The sequence below is a fragment of the Bradyrhizobium jicamae genome (genome assembly GCF_018130695.1).
In the GTDB taxonomy this organism is placed as follows: Bacteria; Pseudomonadota; Alphaproteobacteria; order Rhizobiales; family Xanthobacteraceae; genus Bradyrhizobium; species Bradyrhizobium jicamae_B.
On sequence record NZ_JAFCJX010000018.1, the window covers coordinates 25,712 to 40,515 of the forward strand.

At 66.6% G+C, this 14,804-nt stretch carries 15 protein-coding genes; 14 read left to right on the top strand and 1 reads right to left on the bottom strand.

Translation table 11 applies throughout. The annotated features are described in order from the left end of the window. The first annotated feature begins 1 nt into the window (after nucleotide 1). The 4 genes from JQ604_RS24920 to JQ604_RS24935 are packed head-to-tail and all read left to right on the top strand — an operon-like array spanning nucleotide 2 to nucleotide 4,304. Nucleotides 2–1,108 (top strand): four-carbon acid sugar kinase family protein, encoded by a 1,107-nt coding sequence (locus tag JQ604_RS24920; RefSeq protein ID WP_212363095.1) that lies wholly within the window; start codon nucleotides 2–4, stop codon nucleotides 1,106–1,108. Continuing rightward, nucleotides 1,105–2,139, top strand: a complete 1,035-nt coding sequence (gene pdxA / locus JQ604_RS24925) for a 4-hydroxythreonine-4-phosphate dehydrogenase PdxA (protein ID WP_212363096.1) — start codon at nucleotides 1,105–1,107, stop codon at nucleotides 2,137–2,139. Before JQ604_RS24920 ends, pdxA begins: the two co-directional genes overlap by 4 nt. A gap of 14 nt (nucleotides 2,140–2,153) precedes the next feature. Further along, a complete protein-coding gene (locus tag JQ604_RS24930) occupies nucleotides 2,154–3,278 on the top strand; it encodes an iron-containing alcohol dehydrogenase (protein WP_212363097.1) in 1,125 nt (374 codons plus the stop codon). A 54-nt stretch (nucleotides 3,279–3,332) separates the two neighbouring features. Beyond that, nucleotides 3,333–4,304, top strand: coding sequence for a Bug family tripartite tricarboxylate transporter substrate binding protein (locus tag JQ604_RS24935; protein WP_212363099.1), 972 nt, complete (start codon nucleotides 3,333–3,335; stop codon nucleotides 4,302–4,304). A 40-nt stretch (nucleotides 4,305–4,344) separates the two neighbouring features. Here the strand turns inward: JQ604_RS24935 and JQ604_RS24940 are convergent, their stop codons facing one another. After that, nucleotides 4,345–5,247: a GntR family transcriptional regulator gene (locus tag JQ604_RS24940; RefSeq protein ID WP_212363101.1), complete on the bottom strand. Its 903-nt coding sequence runs from the start codon at nucleotides 5,245–5,247 to the stop codon at nucleotides 4,345–4,347. 204 nt (nucleotides 5,248–5,451) lie between these two features. Between JQ604_RS24940 and JQ604_RS24945 the strand changes: the two genes are divergently transcribed. The 10 genes from JQ604_RS24945 to JQ604_RS24990 all read left to right on the top strand — a co-directional run bounded on the left by JQ604_RS24945 (nucleotide 5,452) and on the right by JQ604_RS24990 (nucleotide 14,803). Beyond that, a complete protein-coding gene (locus JQ604_RS24945; protein ID WP_212363103.1) occupies nucleotides 5,452–6,261 on the top strand; it encodes an ABC transporter substrate-binding protein in 810 nt (269 codons plus the stop codon). Between the two features lie 10 nt (nucleotides 6,262–6,271). Next, nucleotides 6,272–6,997, top strand: coding sequence for an amino acid ABC transporter permease (locus JQ604_RS24950; RefSeq protein WP_212363105.1), 726 nt, complete (start codon nucleotides 6,272–6,274; stop codon nucleotides 6,995–6,997). Between the two features lie 13 nt (nucleotides 6,998–7,010). Continuing rightward, nucleotides 7,011–7,745, top strand: a complete 735-nt coding sequence (locus JQ604_RS24955; protein ID WP_212363107.1) for an amino acid ABC transporter ATP-binding protein — start codon at nucleotides 7,011–7,013, stop codon at nucleotides 7,743–7,745. A gap of 23 nt (nucleotides 7,746–7,768) precedes the next feature. Beyond that, the gene (locus tag JQ604_RS24960) at nucleotides 7,769–8,935 is read left to right on the top strand and encodes a M20 family metallopeptidase (protein WP_212363109.1); all 1,167 of its coding nucleotides are present in this window, start codon (nucleotides 7,769–7,771) and stop codon (nucleotides 8,933–8,935) included. Next, the gene (locus JQ604_RS24965; protein ID WP_249158625.1) at nucleotides 8,932–10,041 is read left to right on the top strand and encodes a mandelate racemase/muconate lactonizing enzyme family protein; all 1,110 of its coding nucleotides are present in this window, start codon (nucleotides 8,932–8,934) and stop codon (nucleotides 10,039–10,041) included. The genes JQ604_RS24960 and JQ604_RS24965 overlap by 4 nt, the downstream gene beginning before the upstream one ends. Further along, nucleotides 10,031–11,203 carry a M24 family metallopeptidase gene (locus JQ604_RS24970; protein WP_212363111.1) on the top strand — a complete coding sequence of 391 codons (1,173 nt, stop codon included), beginning with the start codon at nucleotides 10,031–10,033 and terminating at the stop codon, nucleotides 11,201–11,203. The genes JQ604_RS24965 and JQ604_RS24970 overlap by 11 nt, the downstream gene beginning before the upstream one ends. Before the next feature lie 27 nt (nucleotides 11,204–11,230). Next, entirely contained in the window at nucleotides 11,231–12,154 is a 924-nt protein-coding gene (locus JQ604_RS24975; protein ID WP_212363113.1) for a dihydrodipicolinate synthase family protein, read from the top strand. A 134-nt stretch (nucleotides 12,155–12,288) separates the two neighbouring features. Beyond that, a complete protein-coding gene (locus tag JQ604_RS24980; RefSeq protein ID WP_212363115.1) occupies nucleotides 12,289–13,059 on the top strand; it encodes a LamB/YcsF family protein in 771 nt (256 codons plus the stop codon). Then, nucleotides 13,056–13,784, top strand: a complete 729-nt coding sequence (locus tag JQ604_RS24985; RefSeq protein ID WP_212363117.1) for a 5-oxoprolinase subunit B family protein — start codon at nucleotides 13,056–13,058, stop codon at nucleotides 13,782–13,784. The genes JQ604_RS24980 and JQ604_RS24985 overlap by 4 nt, the downstream gene beginning before the upstream one ends. Further along, a complete protein-coding gene (locus JQ604_RS24990; RefSeq protein WP_212363119.1) occupies nucleotides 13,781–14,803 on the top strand; it encodes a biotin-dependent carboxyltransferase family protein in 1,023 nt (340 codons plus the stop codon). The genes JQ604_RS24985 and JQ604_RS24990 overlap by 4 nt, the downstream gene beginning before the upstream one ends. Nucleotide 14,804 lies beyond the last annotated feature (1 nt).

Sequence of the window (14,804 nt, forward strand, 5' to 3'; positions counted from 1 at the left end):
CATGACCAGCGTCCGCCTGCTTGCCGACGATCTGACCGGTGCGCTCGACACCGCGGCGGAGTTCGTCGGCCTGTGCGGACCGTTCGACGTCACCTGGCCGGAAGCCACCGCTGCGCAGCATTCAGCGAGCCTTGCGATCGACAGCGGCACGCGTGAACGCAGCAAGGCGGAGAGCGTCGAGATCGTCGGACGCCTGGCGCCACAGCTGCGCGGCGGCACCATCGCCTACAAGAAAGTCGACAGCCTGCTGCGCGGCGCCTGGGCGGCCGAGCTCGGCGCCTGCCTGCGCAACGGTCCGTGGGCGTCCTGCGTGGTCGCGCCGGCCTTCAATTATCAGGGACGTCGCACCGTCGACGGTCAGCAATTCGCGCGCACCGTCGAGGGCGACTGGTATCGGGTCGGCGACAATCTGTTGTCTCAGCTGGAGGCAGAGGGCATCGAGGCGCAGCAAGGCCGCGCCGACACGCTGTCGCAAGGCGGCGTGCAGGTGTTCGATGCCGAGAGCGACCTCGATCTCGATCGTGTGGTCGAGATGGGGCGGCGGATGCCTGGGCCTGTGCTGTGGTGTGGCAGCGGCGGGCTCGCCGGCGCGCTGGCGCGCGGCCGCGGTGCCGAGGCATCGCTGCAATTGAAGAAGCCGGTGCTCGGCCTGTTCGGCTCCGATCAGGCCGTGACGGCCTCGCAGCTCGCCGCGTGTGACGAAGCCGTCGTCACGCTCAGGGAAGGCGAGGGCGGCGCGCGGGTTCAGCGCAAACTTGCTGATGACGGCGCAGCGCTGGTGAAATTCGCCCTCGCCGAGGGGCTGTCGCGCGGCGAAGCGGCGCGGCGCATCGCGCGGGAACTGACATCGCTGATTACGACGCTCGATCCGCCCGGCACGCTGATCGTTGCCGGCGGCGAAACCCTGAAGGCGGTCTGTGTCGCGCTCGGCGCGCATGCGCTGCAGGTCACGGGGCGGATCGTGCCGGGCCTGCCGTGCTCGATCCTGCAGGGCGGCCGCTGGGCCGGCGTTCACGTGGTCTCGAAATCCGGTGCGTTCGGCCCCGCCGAGCTGTGGCGCGACCTGCTCCGGGACAATCAATTGCTCACCATGAGGAGTCCAACATGACCTCTCGCCATCTCGCCATCACCATGGGCGATCCCGCCGGCATCGGGCCGGAGATCATCGTCAAAGCCTGCGTCGGATTGCAGGAGCGGATCGCGAAGGGCGATCTGCGCCTGCTGATCATCGGCAACGGCGCTGCGCTGGACGGCGCGAAGACCGCGCTCGGCGCCGACGTGGCGATTCCGGAAGTCAGCGTCGACGACCGCGAGTGGCCGAACCTCTGTTTCCTGCAAGCCGACACTGAAGGCGAGCCGATCAAGCCAGGCGTGCTGAGTGCCGATGGCGGCCGCTTTGCCTACAAGGCGATCGAGCACGGTGTGCGGCTGACCCAGGCCGGCCGCACTGCGGCGATCGTCACCGCGCCGCTCAACAAGGAAGCGCTCAACAAGGCCGGCTATCATTTTCCCGGCCATACCGAGATGCTGGCGCATCTGACCGGCGTGCGCGGCTCGGTGATGCTGCTCGCGCACGGCAACATGCGCGTCAGCCACGTCTCGACCCATGTCGCGCTGGAGGACGTGCCGAAGCGGCTGACGCCGGAGCGGCTGCGGATGGTGATCGATCTCACCCACGATGCGCTGCGCCGGCTCGGCATCGCCAAGCCGAAGATCGCGATTGCCGCACTCAACCCCCATGCCGGCGAGGGCGGCCTGTTTGGCCGACAGGACATCGACGTCTCAGCTCCGACGATTGCCAAGGCGGTCGCTGACGGGCTCGATGTCGTCGGCCCCGTGCCTGGCGACACCATCTTCGTGAAGCTGCGCGCCGGCCAGTACGATGCTGCGGTCGCGATGTATCACGACCAGGGGCACATCCCGGTCAAACTGCTCGGCTTCCAGGTCGATCCCGCGACCGGCCGCTGGCAGGAGCTGTCCGGCGTCAACATCACGCTGGGCCTGCCGATCATCCGCACGTCAGTCGATCACGGCACCGCCTTCGATATCGCCGGCCAAGGCATCGCCAACGAGCACAGCCTGATTGAGGCGATCGACTACGCCGAGCGGCTTGCCGCCGGCGCTTCTGCATCCAAGTGAGATCGAACGAAACGATGACCAACGCCTTTACGCCGATCGAAATCCTCCGTCCCACCGTCCTCGAGTTCGGCTGCGGCACCATCTCGGCCGCGGCCCGCTTCGCCGAACGGATCGGTGCCAAGCGGCCGCTGGTGATTTCCGATCCCTTCAACGCCGCCCGCGTCGACATGCTGGCGCTGCCGGGCGCTGTGAAAGTGTTCGGCGAGGTGAAGCCCGAGCCCGACCTGCCCAATCTCGACAAGGCGGTCGCGATGGCGCGCGAAGCGAAGCCTGATCTTGTCGTCGGCTTCGGCGGCGGCAGCGCGATGGATCTCGCCAAGCTCGTCGCGGTGCTCTGCACGTCAGATGTTGCCTTTGCCGATATCGTCGGGCCTGAGAAGGTCGCCGGCCGCAGCGTCGCGCTGATGCAGATCCCGACCACCTCGGGCACCGGCAGCGAGGCCGGCACCCGCGCGCTGGTCACCGATCCCGTCAGCCAGAACAAGCAGGCGGTGCAGAGCCGCTTCATGCTGGCCGACATCGCAATCGTCGATCCCGATCTCACCATGACGGTGCCGAAGGAGGTCACGGCGGCAACCGGCGTCGATGCGCTGGCGCATTGCGTCGAGGCTTATACCAGCCGCAAGGCGCATCCGACCATCGACCTCTATGCGCTCGAAGGCGCGCGGCTGGTCGGAAAATATCTCAAGCGCGCCGTCGTCGACGGCGGCGATCGCGAGGCGCGCGCTGGGCTGTCGCTGGCCTCACTCTATGGCGGCTATTGCCTCGGGCCGGTGAACACCACGGCGGGTCACGCGGTGGCCTATCCGCTCGGCACGCGGCATCACATCGCGCATGGACTCGCGTGCGCGGTGATCTTCCCGCACACGCTGGCGTTCAACATGCCGGCGACCTTGGCCAAGACGGCCGCGGTGCTGCAGGCGCTCGGCCTGCCCGAGCGCAAGACGGTTGCGTTCGACTCGGCCTATCGCTTCTGCACCAGCCTCGGCATCGAGATGCGGCTGTCCGCGCTCGGCGTGCCCAGGGACGATCTCGGCGTGATGGCGGACGAGGCGCACGCGATTCGCCGGCTGCTCGACAACAACCCGGCAGAGCTCAGCCGGGATGCGATCCTGAAAATGTACGAGGCCGCGCTCTAGCCATCCGGCTCCGCGGCAACAATCAACAACCAACAGACAACAGAGGAAACTTCGATGAGATCGATGTGGTTTGGTCTTGCGTCCGCATTGCTGCTGGCGATGGCACCCGCGAACGCGCAGGATGGCTATCCGTCCAAGCAGGTGAGTGTGATCGTCCCCTTCGCCGCCGGCGGCACCGCGGACATCTTCGCGCGCATGGTCGGCAATCAGCTGCAGGCCAAGCTCGGCAAGCCCTTCGTGATCGAGAATGTCGGCGGCGCCGGTTCGATCCTCGGCGTGACGCGGCTTGCGAAAGCAGCGCCCGATGGCATGACGATCGGTCTCGCCAGCACCTCGGCGCTCGCGATCAATCCGTCGCTCTATGGCGCGAAGCTCAGCTATCAGCCGGAGAAGGATCTGGCGCCGGTGGCGCAGATCAGCGTCGTGCCCAACGTGCTCGTGGTCAACCCCGACAAGATCAAGGCGCGCACCGTGCCGGATCTGATCGCCTATCTGAAGGCCAATCCGGACAAGGTCTCGTTCGGCTCGGCCGGCGTCGGCACCTCGCAGCATCTCGCCGGCGAATTGTTTCAGCAGATGACCGGCACCAAGATGGTGCACGTTCCCTACAAGGGCTCGAGCCAGATGATCACCGATCTGCTCAGCGGCCAGATCGACCTCGCCTTCGACAACGTGCCGCTGCTGCTGCCGCACGCCAAGACCGGCAAGCTGGCGCTGATCGCGACCGCAACCCCGAAGCGCGCCGCGTTCGATCCGGAGCTGCCGGCGGTCGCCGAATTCCTGCCCGGCTTCGAGGCGGTCGCCTGGCACGGCTTCTTCGTCCCCGCGGCGACGCCGAAGCCGATCGTCGAGAAGCTGTCGGCCGAGATCCGCGCCTTCATGCAGCAGCCGGAGACGGTGGCGAAGATGGCCGAGCTCGGCGCGGCTGCGGTCGCCGTGGATTCAAAACCCTTCGCCGACTACATCGCGTCCGAAACGGTGCGCTGGAAGAAGGTGATCGAGGCCGCCAACATCAAGATGGATTAGCCCAACGTCAGCGCCGCGGTGGGCGGCATCGCCCACCGCCTTACGATCGCGAATGCTGCTGGGCCGTCTGCGCGGCCCGCAGGGCCTGTTCGAGATGGGCGCGCATCTGGCCGGAGGCCTGCGCAAGATCGCCTGATGCAATCGACTCGATGATCGCGAGGTGCTCCCTGCACCATTCGCGGACCCGGCGGCTGTCGAAATAGCTGCCGAATTCCAGCAGGCGCCGCAGCCGGTTCTGGTACTGGATCGCCTGGGAGAAGAACGCATTGCCGCAGAATTCGGCGCACATCTCATGAAAGGCCGCATCGGTCTCGAACAGCTGCGTGCTGCTGACCGTGGCGATGTCGGGATGCGAGATCAGATAGAGGTGCTGCAGGCGCATCCGCTCGATCGCGCCGGGATCCGGCTTGAATGTCGGCAGCAGGAAGCTTGACGGCTCGATGGTCAGGCGAAACTCGTAGCTGGCGCGGAGCGAGACCACGGAATCGAGCGTCGGCAGGAAGCTCCAGCCATGGCCTTGCTTGCGCGCGATCAGGCCGTCCTCGGCGAGCCGCGACAGCGTGCGCGTCAACGAGACGCGATCGACCTTGTAGCGGCGGGCGATCTCGCTCTGCGTGATCGAGTTCGGAATCCGGTTCTCGAGCCGGTCGCGGACCAGCCGGGCATAAAACTCGTCCTCGATCGTCGAGGGCACCGCGATCTCGATGCGATGCAGGGAATCGAACGGCTTGCGCAGGAAGAAGCCGTGGTTCTTCCGCGTTTCCACGATGCCGCGCTCGGCAAGCAGGTCGAGCGCCGAACGGATCGGCGTGCGCGAGACGCCGACGAGATCGGCGAGTTGCTGCTCGCGCAGATGATGGCCGGGCTCCAGCCGGGCGTCACGGATGACGTCCAGGATCTGGTTGGCCAGGCGGAAGCGGTTTTGCTGGGTCGACCGCGCCATGGGGGATTCGAGGAGATTGTTCCTAAAGTACGAGTTGCAAGGTCCGATACAATAGCTCCGCGAGCCCTATCCCCATGAATTGGCTTCGAATTGCGCCTTGGCTAAAGCTTCATCACGGAATGCCTGCGGATAGGGCTTGACGCTCTATGCGGCATTGATTGTATAATAATCTCCAATAAAACAATCAAGCCACAGGTGCCACCCATGTCACGCTTGCGCTTTGTCTGCGGATTCCTGTCGCTTTTCCTGTCCGCGCCGCTCGCGGCAGCCGACCTCTCCTCCGCCACGCTGGTCGAGAAAGGCACGCTGACCTATGGCGTCGCCGGCACCTTCGCGCCGTTCGAATTCCAGAAGGATGGCAAGCTCTCGGGCTTCGACATCGACATGATCGGCCTGTTGGGCAAGAAGCTCGGCGCCGAGCCGAAGCCGATGAACATGGAGTTCAAGGGCCTGATCGTGGCGCTGCAGGGCGGACGCCTCGATCTGATCAATTCGGCGATGTACATCAACGAGCAGCGCGCCGCTCAGGTCGACTTCGTGCCTTACTTGCGGATCGGAACGCTGGTGATCGTGCAGGCGGCCAATCCGGCCAAGATCACCGGACGTGACGATTCGCTGTGCGGCAAGACCATCGCAGTCACGCTCGGCGGCATCCAGGAAACCTATGCGCGGCAGGACGACAAGCGATGCCGCGACAAGGGGCTCGCCGCCGTCACCGTGATGACGTTGCCGACGGCGCAGGATTCGGCCCTGACGCTGCGGCAGGGCCGCGCTGACGTGCTGTTCAACTCCACGCCGGGCGCCGTCGAGCTGATGGACAAGGTGCCGGGCGTCTACGCCGTGGCAGGTCCTGAATTCGAAGCCAACACGCAGATCGGCATGGCCGTGCGCAAGGGCGATGCGGCAATGAAATCGGCGGTCGAGGCGGCGCTGAAGGAGATCGTCGCCGATGGCTCCTACAAGAAACTGATCGAGACCTGGAAGTTCCCGGCCTCCGTGTCGCTGTTCGAATAAGGGGCCGCCGGTGTCGGTCCAACTCGTCCTGCAGTATCTGGTATCGCCCGCCTTCGTGCACGGCGCGGCGATGACGCTGCTGTTGACGGTGGCGTCGCTGTTCTTCGGCGTCCTGATCGGGCTCGTGCTGGCGCTGATCCAGGAGAGCCGGACCCGTGCCGGCGCGGTGGTCTCGGTCGGCTATCTCTGGCTGTTCCGCGGCACGCCCGTGCTGTTCCAGATCATCTTCATCTACAATGTGCTGCCGTCGTTCGGCATCAAGCTCTCGGCCTTCGTCTGCGCCGTGCTCGCGCTGTCGTTGAACGAGGGCGCCTACATGGCGGAGATCCTGCGTTCGGGGCTGCAGGCGGTGAAGAAGGGCCAGCGCACCGCGGGCCTCGCGCTCGGCATGACCGGCGCCCAGATGATGCGCCTCGTGGTGATTCCGCAGGCGGCGCGGATCGTGCTGCCACCGATCGGAAACCAGATGATCGGTATGCTGAAGCTCAGTGCGCTCGTCTCGGTGATCGCGGTGGAAGAGCTGCTGCTGGTGGCCAACCAGACGGCGAGCGCCGACTTCCGCTATTTCGAGGCGTTGACGGCGGCCGGCATCTATTACCTCGCGATGACGACGGCGTTCATGGGCCTGCAGGTCCTGATGGAGCGCGCGCTCGATCCCAAGAAACGGCAGCGGATGCGCCGGATGTCGTTGACCGAGCGGATGCTCGGCACCTCGAAATCCTTCGCGGTGCGCTGAGGGCGGAGCGATCATGCAGCGGCTTCTTGACATCATCGGGGTCAACAAGAGCTTTGGCGCGACGCAGGTGCTGAAGACCTGCACGCTCGCGGTCGAGGCCTCGGAAACCGTGGTCGTGATCGGCCCGTCGGGCTCCGGCAAGTCGACGCTGCTGCGCTGCGTCAACCTGCTCGAAGCCGTCGACGGCGGCGACATCTTCTTCGAGGGCGAGAACATCACCCGCGCGCGCCGCACCGCGCATCTGCTGCGGCGGCAGATCGGCATGGTGTTCCAGAATTTCGAGCTGTTCTCTCATCTCTCCGCGATCGAGAACGTGATGTTGGCGCCGGTCAAGATCATGGGCGTCAGCCGTGCCGACGCCCACGACATCGCGACCGAATTGCTGCGCAAGGTGCAGATTCCGGAGAAGGCGGATGCGTTCCCCGACGAATTGTCCGGCGGCCAGCAGCAGCGCGTCGCTATTGCGCGTGCATTGGCGATGCGGCCAAAGCTGATGCTGTATGATGAGCCGACCTCGGCGCTCGATCCCGAAATGATCCGCGAGGTGCTCGACGTCATGGCGACCTTGAGCGCCGAGGGCATGACCAGCATCGTGGTGACCCACGAGATGGGATTTGCCCGCCGCGCCGCCGACCGGATCGTCTTCATGGAGCGCGGCGAGATCATCGAAAGCGCGCCGAGCGATCAGTTTTTCGGCGGCAAGGTCAATGAGCGCGCGCAGCGCTTCCTCGACCAGATTCTCCACTGAGCCCGATGTCCGGAGCCACCTCGATGTCCACTTCTCCCGATGCCGGCCGCATGAAGCGGGAATTGGCCACGCTGATCGCGATCGACACGCAGAATCCGCCGGGCCACGAGGCGCCGGCGGCGCATTATCTGCGCGAGCTCCTGATCGCGAGCGGCTTCGACGTGTCGCTGCAGGAATACAAGCCCGGACGTGTCAACGTCATCGCGCGGCTCGCAAACGGCAGCGGGCCGGTCTTTGCCTTCAACACCCATATGGACGTCGTGCCGGCCGGCGGCGGCTGGTCGTCCGATCCCTTTGCCTTGACCGAGAAAGACGGCCGGCTCTACGGGCGCGGCGCCTGCGACTGCAAGGGTCCGCTGGCGGCGATGCTGGAGGCGGTGCGCATGCTCGCGGCCGATCGCGCGGCTTGGTCGGGCACGCTGCTGGCCGTGTTCGTCGCCGACGAGGAGATCGCCAGTGAAGGCGCCAAATTCTATGCCGCGGGCCAGCCCAGGATCGACGCCGCCGTGATCGGCGAGCCGACCTCGAATGCGATCTTCAGCGCGCACAAGGGCAGCCTGCGCCCGGTGGTGCGGGTGCATGGCGTCGCTGCGCATTCCGGCACGCCGCATCTCGGCGAGAACGCGATCTATCGCGCCGCCGAGTTGCTCGGACTGGTCGCCGAGCATCACGACAAGGTCGTGCGGCACCGCAGCCATCCGCTGGTCGGCGCGGCGAGCCTGACCGTGACGCGGATCAATGGCGGTCACGCCGACAATGTGCTGCCTGCCGGCTGCGACCTGCTGCTCGATCGGCGGATGGTGCCGGGGGAGGACGAGGGGGCGGTCAAGCGCGAGATCGGCGACCTGCTCGTGCTCGCCCGCGAACGCTTCGGCCTGCGCGCCGAAATCATCGACTACAAGGCGACGACCGGTGGTGCGACGGAGACCGCGCTGGATGCGCCGATCGTGCAGGCGAGCCTCGCGGCGAGCCGCGCCCATGGTGTCGCCAAGCCCGGTCCCTTCGGCTTCCAGGGCGGTTGCGACCTCGTGCATTTCCGCAGCGTCGGCGCGCAGGGCGTGGTGATCGGCCCCGGCGACCTCGCCGTCGCCCACAAGCCCGACGAATACGTGCCGCTCGACGAGTTCATCGCCTCCAGCCTGATCTATCGTGACGTGGCGAAAGCCATGTTGCGGAACCAGGACCTATGACCTTGCGCGTGTCGTTGCATCTGGCTGATCTGCATTACGGCGGCGGGCTCGTCCTGCATACGGCGTCATCAGGCAGCATCCCGCATCTGACCGAGATCTACCTGCGGCTCGACGACGGCGAGACCGTCGGCATCGGCGAGGTGCGCGCCAACATCGGCTATCTCAACGGTTACGAAGCGAAGGACGTGGTGGCGTCCGCCGTCAGTGCCGTCCGCGACGTCGACTGGCGGCGCGATCCGCTCGACCTGATCGCAATGATGGCGTTGTGGGAGACTCCCTACATCGCGCCGGTGCAGACGCTGATCGATTGCGCGCTGCATGATCTCGTCGCGCGCCGGGAAGGCAAGACCGTGGCCGGCTGGCTCGGCACCGCGAAGCCGGATGTCGCCTGCAAGACCAACCAGACCCTGTTCTGGTCGTCGCATGAGGATTTCCTGGCGCAGGCCGAGGCCTATGTCGATCGCGGCTATCGCGACCTCAAGGTCCGGATCGCGGTTGGTGACTTTGCCGAGGATCTGCGCCGGATCGCCGCGCTGCGGGTGCGCTTCGGGACGGGCGTGAAGATCGCTGCGGACGCGAACGGGCGCTGGGCCAGGGATGAGGCGCTCGCCAAGCTCGACGCGCTCGCAGACTTCGATCTGGCCTATGTCGAGCAACCGGTGCCGCCCGGCGACTGGTCTGCGATCGATGATCTCGCCCGGCGAAGCCCGCTTCCCGTGATGCTCGACGAGAGCGTCGCGGCGCCCGACGACGTCACGCGGATCTGCGGCTATGGCGGCTGCGTCCTTGCGCATCTGAAACTCGTCAAGCTCGGTGGCATCGCGCCGACCATGGCGGCGGCGCGACAGCTCGCCGATGCGCGCGTGCCCTTCATGATCGGCCAGATGAACGAGGGCGCGGCCGCGACCGCTGCCGCCCTTCATGTCGCCTGTGCGACCGCGCCGGCGTTTGCAGAACTCTACGGCGCCGACGGGCTGCTCGACGATCCCGTCTCTGGCGTCTCATACGCCGCAGGCGCAGTGCGCGCCGACCATGCCCCCGGCCTCGGCGTCGCCTTTGATGCCGCGACCACCCAACTCATCGGAGACTACGGATATGGACATTAATGGCGTTCGCCTGGGAGCGGAATCGGCCTTCCCGAAAGCGGAGTATGACGGGCGCATAGCGCGGGCACGCAGGCTGCTGGCCCAGGCCGGCATCGACGTCATGGTCGTGACTGGCCCTGAGAACATCTTCTATCTGACGGGGCAGCAGACGCCGGGCTATTACACGTTCCAGGCGCTGGTGCTCCCCGTCGATGGCGAGCCGGCCTTCGTGGTCCGGCAGCTCGAATATTTCAACTTCATCGCCAACACATTTATCTCCGACGCCGAGGTCTATCAGGACGGCGACCAGCCGGTGAATTTCCTGGTCAACGTCATCAAGGCGCGCGGCTGGGCGTCGAAGCGCATCGCGATCGACAAGCGCGGCTGGTTTCTGCCGGTCGCAACCTATGAGGCGCTGCAGGACAAGCTCGGCACGGTGCATGACGGCGCGGGGATCATCGAGCAGCTCCGCATCGTGAAATCGGCCGCCGAGCTTGAGAAGATCGCGACCGCGGCATCCTATGTCGATGCCGGCATGCGCGCCGGCCTTGCCGCGGTGAAATCCGGCGCGAGCGAGAACGATTTGGTCGCGGCCATGGTCGGAACGGCGATTGCCGCGGGTTCCGAATATGTCGGCATGGAGCCGCTGGTCTCGGTCGGCCGCCGCTCCGGCGTGCCGCACGGCACCTGGCGCCGCGGCCGGATCGGCGCCGACGAGCCGGCTTTCCTGGAAATGGCGGCAAGCCACGATCGTTACCATGCCGCGCTGATGCGCTGCGCCTGGCTCGGTGCGATGCCGCAAGTCGCGGTTGATATGGAGAAGACCTGCCAGGATGGCCTTCATGCGGCGCTGGAGGCGATCAAGCCCGGTGCGCCCTGCGAGGCGCCGCATCTGGCTTGCCAGCGCGTGATCGATCAGGCCGGCTACACCGATAATTTCAAGAAGCGCGTCGGCTACAGCATCGGCATCGCGTTCGCGCCCGATTGGGGCGAGGGCGGCGTGCTGAGCCTCTACACCGGCATCACCACCGAATTGCGGCCGGGCATGACGTTCCATCTTCCGGTGGCGCTGCGCATCTTCGGCCAGTTCACGGTCGGCGTGAGCGAAACCATCGTCGTCACCGAAACCGGTTGCCGCCCGCTCGGCACGCTCGATCGTCCGATCCTGCGCATCGCCGCCTGACCCCAAGCCTATCCAAGGACAATTGCCATGAAGGATATCACCGAGTGCCACGCCCGGCTGCGCGGGCTGTTCAACATCACGGTCACGCCGTTCAAGGCGGACGGCACGTTCGATCATGCGGGCCTTTCCCGCAACATCGAACGGGTCATCGGTCTCGGCTTCGACGGCATCCTGATCGGCGGCACCTATGGCGAGTTTCCGGCGATGTCGACCGAGGAGCGGGCCGATCTGTTTCGCCGCGTCATGGATATCGTCGGCGACCGCGTTCCGGTGATGCTGTGCACCGCGGGCTCCGATGTCCGCGTCGTGCGCGAGCTGACGGCGCTTGCCGGCGATCTCGGCGGATTGCCGATGGTGACGCCGCCTTACGTTTCCGAGGTCACCGATGGCCAGATCGTCGCGTTCTTCCGCGACATGATCCCGCTCTCGCGCACCGGCGTGCTCGTCTACAACGCGCCCGGCATCGGCATCACGCTGTCGCCGTCGACGCTGGAGCAGCTCGCGGATATCCCGGGTGTCGTCGGCGTCAAGCAGGGCGACCTGTCGCCGACCGCGATCGACCAGATCGCCAACCGGCTCTCGGGACGTATCCGCCTGTTCTGCGCTTCCGATCTCGCCTTCCTCGGCCCGATGATGTGCGGTTTCGACGGCACGAGCTCGACCAACAGCTGCGCGCTGCCCGAGCTCATTCTGGCGACCTATCGTGCGCTGGAAGCTGGCGATGCGGCGAGCGCGCGCGACCTGCACCGGCTCTGGTATCCGTTCCGCGCCCTGGCGCGCGAATTCGGGCAGCCGCAGACCACCAAGGCCGCGATGAACCTGCGCGGATTCAACGGCGGCTGCGTGCGCCCGCCGCTGCGCGACCTCGAAGCGGGCAAGATCGCAGCCGTGGCCGATGTGCTGAAGGGGCTGGCGACGGACCGACGCAGCCATGTCGGTCTCGCGGCCTGACGTTCTGGCCGACGTGCCCGCGCCGGTCTCATATGTGAAAAGATAGGACCTCGTCTGCGATCCCAGCCCGCCTTCATCTGCTATATCGTGTCGCGATGAAGGCCGGGCATGGCCGCAAGACAAGGGGTGCTAAAATGCCGTCCATCGATCTCAACTCCGATCTCGGCGAGGGTTTTGGCACCTATACCTGCGGCGATGACGACGCGATGCTGTCGATCGTCACCTCGGCCAATGTCGCCTGCGGCTTCCATGCCGGCGACCCTGATGTGATGGGACACACCTTCGCGACGGCGCAGAAGCGCGGCGTCCAGGTCGGCGCCCATCCCGGCTATCCCGATCTCGCGGGCTTCGGCCGGCGGCGCCTGCCGTATTCGACCGGCGAGATCGAGCGTTTCGTCGCCTATCAGATCGGCGCCGCGGCGGCGCTCGCGGCCTATTCCGGTCACCGCATCAGCTACGTCAAGATTCACGGCGCGCTCGGCAATATCGCCTGCGAGAACCGCGAGGTCGCCGATGCCGTGACCCGCGCCCAGCGCGCGGTCGATCCGAAGCTTGCCTGCCTTGCGCCGGCGCTGAGCGAGGTGATCAAGGCGGGGCAGGCCGCCGGCATCCCGGCCTATCAGGAAATCTACGCCGATCGCGGCTACACCGAGTCCGGCCAGTTGATCCCGCGCGGCCAGCCCGGTGCGATGATCCACGATCCCGAGGAGGCGGCGTCGCGCGTGATCGCGATGATCGAGGCGAGAGCGCTGATCACGGCCAAGGGCACGCGGCTGCCGACGTCGATCGACTCGATCTGCGTGCACGGCGATTCCGTTCATGCGGTCGCCACCGCGCGGCTGATCCGCGAGCGGTTGCAGCAGGCGGGGATCACGCTGAGGCAGTTCGGACAGACCGCGGCATGAGCCTGCCGACCACTCCGCGTTTCCTCGACGCCGGCGAGACCGCGCTGGTGGTCGAGTTCGGCGACGTCGTCGATCCCGTGATCAATGCGCAGGTGCTCGCGCTCGACACCGCGTTGCGCGCCGATCCGCCCAAGGGCGTGCGCGAGTGCGTGCCGACCTATCGCTCGCTGATGATCCATTACGATCCCTTGCAGATCGATCGCGCCAGGCTGGTGGACGCCGCGCGCAGCGCGGTGGCGGATACGATCGTATCGGCGACAGTGGGCACGACCTGGCGTTTTCCGTGCTGCTATGAATTGCCGTTCGCGGAAGACCTCGATGAAGTCGCAGGCCTGCTCAAGCTGTCGCGTGACGAGGTCGTGCGCCTGCACACCGGCACGCCGCTCCGCGTCTACATGTATGGCTTCTCGCCCGGCCAGCTCTATCTCGGCGGCGTGCCGGAGCGGCTGGCGATCTCGCGGCGTGCCGAGCCGCGGCCGCCGCAGCCGGCCGGCGGCGTCTCGATTGCCGGCGGGCTGTCCGTCGTCGTGCCCTTTGTGATGCCGACTGGCTGGTACGTGATCGGCTGCACGCCGGAGCGGCTCTATGCCCCCGAGCGCGACAATCCGTTCTTCATCCAGCCGGGCGATCAACTGCGGTTCGAGCCGGTCGATGTGGCGACCTATCACGCGCTCGCCGAACGCGCCGGCCGCGGCGAGGTGGTGGCGCGGAAGAGCGCCGCATGAGCCAGGACGCATCGCTGCGGATCATCGCGGCCGGGCCGGGCACGACGCTGCAGGACGGCGGCCGTCACTTCTATTTGCGCTATGGCATCACCGCGGCGGGGCCGATGGATGCGCTGGCACACGCGACCGCCAATCTCGCGGTCGGCAATATCAGCGACGCGACCGCGATCGAGGTCACGCTCGGCGGCATCGAGGTGACGGCCGATGGCGCGCCGCTGACGCTGGCGGTTGCCGGCGGCGCGTTCGCGGTTACGCTCGACGGCCGTGCGCTGCCGCCGGGTGCGCTGATCCTCACGCTGGAGCCCGGCGCCACCTTTCGGATTCGCGCAGGCGAGAGCGGCGCGTGGTGCTATCTCGCCGTCGCCGGCCGCATCAAGGTGCCGCCGGTGCTCGGCTCCAACGCGACGCACACAAGGACGAACTTCGGCGGCATCGACGGCCGCGCGCTCAGGGCCGGCGATGTGCTGCGTGTCGAACCACCCGATATCGCCGCGGTGCCGCTCGGCGTGATCGCAGCGCCCTGGCTTGATCGGCCGCCCGGCATCATCCGCGTCGTGCTCGGCCCGCAGGACGATTACTTCGCCCAAGATCAGATCGCCGCGTTCCGCGACGGACCGTGGACCGTGTCGACCAAGGCCGACCGCATGGCCTTCTTCATCGACGGGCCGACGCTCACCCACGCGAAGGGCTACAACATCCTCTCCGATGGCATCGCGATGGGTGCGATCCAGGTGCCGGGCAATGGCCGTCCGATCGTGCTGATGGCCGACCGGCAATCCACCGGCGGCTATCCCAAGATCGCGACCGTGATCGGCCCCGATCTCGGCCGCCTGGCGCAGGCCCGCGCCGGCACGTCGTTCCGCTTCGAGATCGTCTCGGTCGAGCAGGCCGTGGCCGCAAGGCGCGCAGAAGCCGACGTGCTGGCGCGCGGAATTGTGATCGAGCCGCTGGTGCGCACGCAATTCTCCTCCGAATTCCTGCTCGGCCTCAATCTGATCGACGGTGTCGTCGCGCGCTGAC

Coding starts and splice junctions, on each gene's coding strand:
- JQ604_RS24920 (WP_212363095.1), top strand. CDS start 2: ATGACCAGCGTCCGCCTGCTTGCCGACGATCTGACCGGTGCGCTCGAC.
- pdxA (WP_212363096.1), top strand. CDS start 1,105: ATGACCTCTCGCCATCTCGCCATCACCATGGGCGATCCCGCCGGCATC.
- JQ604_RS24930 (WP_212363097.1), top strand. CDS start 2,154: ATGACCAACGCCTTTACGCCGATCGAAATCCTCCGTCCCACCGTCCTC.
- JQ604_RS24935 (WP_212363099.1), top strand. CDS start 3,333: ATGAGATCGATGTGGTTTGGTCTTGCGTCCGCATTGCTGCTGGCGATG.
- JQ604_RS24940 (WP_212363101.1), bottom strand. CDS start 5,247: ATGGCGCGGTCGACCCAGCAAAACCGCTTCCGCCTGGCCAACCAGATC.
- JQ604_RS24945 (WP_212363103.1), top strand. CDS start 5,452: ATGTCACGCTTGCGCTTTGTCTGCGGATTCCTGTCGCTTTTCCTGTCC.
- JQ604_RS24955 (WP_212363107.1), top strand. CDS start 7,011: ATGCAGCGGCTTCTTGACATCATCGGGGTCAACAAGAGCTTTGGCGCG.
- JQ604_RS24960 (WP_212363109.1), top strand. CDS start 7,769: ATGTCCACTTCTCCCGATGCCGGCCGCATGAAGCGGGAATTGGCCACG.
- JQ604_RS24965 (WP_249158625.1), top strand. CDS start 8,932: ATGACCTTGCGCGTGTCGTTGCATCTGGCTGATCTGCATTACGGCGGC.
- JQ604_RS24970 (WP_212363111.1), top strand. CDS start 10,031: ATGGACATTAATGGCGTTCGCCTGGGAGCGGAATCGGCCTTCCCGAAA.
- JQ604_RS24975 (WP_212363113.1), top strand. CDS start 11,231: ATGAAGGATATCACCGAGTGCCACGCCCGGCTGCGCGGGCTGTTCAAC.
- JQ604_RS24980 (WP_212363115.1), top strand. CDS start 12,289: ATGCCGTCCATCGATCTCAACTCCGATCTCGGCGAGGGTTTTGGCACC.
- JQ604_RS24985 (WP_212363117.1), top strand. CDS start 13,056: ATGAGCCTGCCGACCACTCCGCGTTTCCTCGACGCCGGCGAGACCGCG.
- JQ604_RS24990 (WP_212363119.1), top strand. CDS start 13,781: ATGAGCCAGGACGCATCGCTGCGGATCATCGCGGCCGGGCCGGGCACG.